The organism is Deltaproteobacteria bacterium (assembly GCA_026388545.1).
Lineage (GTDB): Bacteria > Desulfobacterota > Syntrophia > Syntrophales > UBA2185 > JAPLJS01.
This window is the reverse complement of record JAPLJS010000122.1, coordinates 1-3,559: the sequence shown is the minus strand read 5'-3', so window position 1 is coordinate 3,559 and position 3,559 is coordinate 1. Positions and strand designations below refer to the sequence as shown.

Sequence of the window (3,559 nt, the reverse complement as noted above, 5' to 3'; positions counted from 1 at the left end):
GGAAGCCCATCGTAGATTGCTCCAGTCCTCAATGAGGTAAAACCGCCGACTGGAGAGCCGGATGCGGGAAAACCGCCAGTCCGGTTCGGAGGGAGGGGCGATACAAACCAATGTATCGTTCCTACCCCTATCGAATAGAGGCGTTATGCAAAGGTCTCTAAACGGAATAAGGTTAAAGGAGATATTTTGAACCCCGGAGGAGAGAGTTAACGAATGGGGCTCCGGATTCCGATCTGAAGGAGGATGCAGGTTGGGTGGCGGATTACCTGAAGAGTATGAATACCGGTTCGGACCGCATAATGATTGGAACATCGTTATAGCAAACACGCAGCCATTGCGCGAGAGGGCATTTAAGCTCGTCTATGACGTCTACCTGAGCAAGGGATACGATTTACAGCTTGGAAGCCAGAGCGGGTTGTGGTGTACTATTCATCATTTACATCCCTACACGGTGACCATTCTTGCTGAGAATGCCGGACAGCCGGTGGGTACAGTTAGCATTATCCCCGATTCCCGGTTGGGGCTGCCTGCCGATCTCATCTTTCCCGAGCGTCTCGCAGTTTTAAGAAAGGCCGGGCGTCGGCTGTGCGAGGTCTTCTCGCTGGCAGTGGTCGAGGGAATTGCCGACAGCGCATTCGATCTGACGATGCATCTATATAGACTCGTCCATCTTACTGTTACCCGCCTGTTTACCGACACCGACATTGTTGCAGCGGTCATGGCCCATCATGCAGACTTTTACTCCAAGATTCTTCTGTTTGACGAGATGTCGCCGGATTCGCAACAAAGCCCGAAGACCGGCGAAAAGGTAAGATTTACGCGCATCAACCTGGAAACGATGAAAGACCGGTACAACCAACGATACAGCCGTTTGAGCGGGAAGCGAAATCTCCATAGGTGGTTCTTTCAGAATGAGGAAGAGCCGTCCATGATCGAATGGATCCGAAAAAACAGGCGGCCGATGGCGGTCGATGAATTGAATTATTTTGGGAAGCTGAAGTCCAACATCCTTTCCGAGGCCGGTTCGGACACCGCCGCTATCCTCATGGATTACTACGGGCAAGCTGCCGCCATACTGCAGGACTGAACAGAAGCATATTGCCGCATAAGGAAGTTTACTGTTCAGTAGTTCTTAAACCATGATGAGGTTGCTGTATTTCAAACGGCAATAATTGTTATTCACAGTCCTAAACGGACATTTCTGAGAAATAGGAGGTGGTTATGAAACGGTTTTTTCGGACACTTCTGGCAGTAGCCGTGGTGGCATTTTCGTTGGCATCGGCGGCTTGGGGTGAAGTAAACGTGAATGTGAATGTCAGCGTACCAGGGCCACGGATTGTGTTCTCCAGTCCTCCAGACTTCATCATGCCACCGTCCCTCGGGTTTTATGTGGCGGTTGGCACCCCCTATGATCTCTATCGGGTAAATAAAAACTACTATATCTTTCACGATAACGCTTGGTACCGGGGAAAATATTACAATGGACCGTGGCGGGCAGTGAATCACCAACAACTCCCCCAAAGTCTGCGTCGTCACAATCACGAACAGATCCGGGCAATCAGGGATGAAGAGCACCGGCACTATCGTGACAATCGTGATAGTTACCGGGGTAAACATTTCAAACCGGACAAGGCGTGGAAAGAGGAGCGTAAAGCAGACAAAAAGCAGGCCAAACACGACAAAAAGCAGTGGAAAGAAGAGCGCCGAGACGATCGCGGACACTCGAAAGATGATCGCCGTGGTGACCGGGAAGAAAAGAAGCAAGGGGGGCATGGGCGTGGGAATTAGCTCTTGGCCGGAATTTTCGCCGGACACTCATTTCCATTCTACTCTGAGCCCAACTAATTATGGGATGCCAACATTCAGTCATACATATTCGGGGGACAGCATACATAACAATCCTGAATTACCCAGTGCTTAAAAGATAATTAAGCGTTGAGTCCCCTGAATTTGGGGATTGTGCCTATTTGGGCGAGGAAAGGGCATTCCACCCTGTCGGCGAACAGGAGAAAATAAAGTTCATCCGGTTGATGCGTACTCCTTGAAGTCAAGCATGAGGTAATTTTGACAGGCATCAATCCTTTCTAACTATAATCTATTTATTTGATCAGTGTCAGAAAATAATCATTTAAATACTATGAAATTTAACATACCGGCAACTATATGTAATAATTAAGTATATATTCTATTGACATATTTTTATAATTTGCTACAATGTTAGGTAACATTAAACCTCGCACCTGCTGATATCAGTAGGGGGCGGGGTTTTTGTGTTTTTGGCTATTCTATAATTTAGCAATCATCAGTAATCCATACATATTATTATTTGTTATTGTCTGAGGTGATATTCTTTAGAGAATCGTGACCATAGAAGCATCATATTACATGAGGACAATTTTCTTTCCCTGCAAGCTGAGGGGATAATAGTGATTCAAAGGCTATGACAAATGAGAACAAAAAAATCATTGAGTATCGTAGTATTATTTATTCTCTCAGGATTGATGCTGTCTTGTTTGTGTGTGACGGAGGCCCTTTGTGTAGACTGGGCTTTGTTTTCAACATTCAAAAATGGGGATCTTCTTTATTATGACAGAGATAGCATTGACAACAATTCAACAAACGGTGTGAAGGTATGGACAAAATTGGAATATAGCAATAGAGGACTAGAGGAACACATAAAATCTATAATAGAAGAAGGCAGTTCAAAAGGTGAAATAATAAAAAGAGGTTACGATAGATTACATTACACAATTATTGTATGGAAAATGAGATGCAATGTTGATAAGTCTTGTTTATTGGGTTTTACCGATTATGATAAGGATGAAAAAATAGTGATGTCGCACAATACAGCAATAGAATCCTGTGATTCCATAACGCCCAGAGCACCTGAAATTCATTTGATATTCGAGATGCTTTGCAATAAACAAACAGCGGTGAAGTAATGATCGATTGATTGCAGTGCAAGGGGGTGACAAGATGCTTGATCATAAAGATTATGAAGAATATCTTATCCGTTTATACTTCGGCAATAGTGATGATTTACTGGGTGCTTGCATCAATCGTGCTTATCGTGACTTTAATCGGACGATCCACGGAATTGATCGGTTTGAGACCAAAGATCAATTATATCAGGAGACTTCAGGTTATCTAAAGAAGTCTTTTTCCGATATACAGACAGGTTGTGTCTGCATCGCAGAACAGGAAGAATTCGACCGTTGGCATCAATCAATCTGTTCAGATCTTTCACGGTATTACAACAAGCATGGGTATAGTTCCTTTACAGTTGGTCAAGCTCAAAAATGGATCAACATGACTTTCAAGTATATCTTTACGATGAGAGAGGATCAAGTACCTGGGTTTGATAATCTTTATCGGTTCTGCCATATACCTCTCGACAATATCATATTGCAGAAATTAGTGGTTGTGATAACCGAAAATTGATCAGAAGAAGGGGGTAGTGATAACCGAACATTGACCACCCGGAGCCGTTGTCTTCCTGCTAAAGTGGTTTAGGATTTACCGACCATTTGTGGAGGAGGAGGAGAAGGAGTGCTCAAGA

The 3,559-nt window shown here is 44.3% G+C and carries 4 protein-coding genes; all 4 read left to right on the top strand.

Features of this window, described 5'->3' with window-relative positions:
• The first annotated feature begins 250 nt into the window (after positions 1-250).
• The 4 genes from NTW12_15365 (at position 251) to NTW12_15350 (ending at position 3,441) form a co-directional block, all read left to right on the top strand.
• Entirely contained in the window at positions 251-1,087 is an 837-nt protein-coding gene (locus tag NTW12_15365; protein ID MCX5847710.1) for a hypothetical protein, read from the top strand.
• 134 nt (positions 1,088-1,221) lie between these two features.
• Positions 1,222-1,788, top strand: coding sequence for a hypothetical protein (locus tag NTW12_15360; protein MCX5847709.1), 567 nt, complete (start codon positions 1,222-1,224; stop codon positions 1,786-1,788).
• A 659-nt stretch (positions 1,789-2,447) separates the two neighbouring features.
• A complete protein-coding gene (locus tag NTW12_15355) occupies positions 2,448-2,942 on the top strand; it encodes a hypothetical protein (protein ID MCX5847708.1) in 495 nt (164 codons plus the stop codon).
• 34 nt (positions 2,943-2,976) lie between these two features.
• Positions 2,977-3,441, top strand: coding sequence for a hypothetical protein (locus tag NTW12_15350; GenBank protein ID MCX5847707.1), 465 nt, complete (start codon positions 2,977-2,979; stop codon positions 3,439-3,441).
• Positions 3,442-3,559 lie beyond the last annotated feature (118 nt).

Excerpts from the sequence above, each read along its gene's own strand:
- NTW12_15360 (MCX5847709.1), top strand. The coding sequence starts at position 1,222 with ATGAAACGGTTTTTTCGGACACTTCTGGCAGTAGCCGTGGTGGCATTT.
- NTW12_15355 (MCX5847708.1), top strand. The coding sequence starts at position 2,448 with ATGAGAACAAAAAAATCATTGAGTATCGTAGTATTATTTATTCTCTCA.
- NTW12_15350 (MCX5847707.1), top strand. The coding sequence starts at position 2,977 with ATGCTTGATCATAAAGATTATGAAGAATATCTTATCCGTTTATACTTC.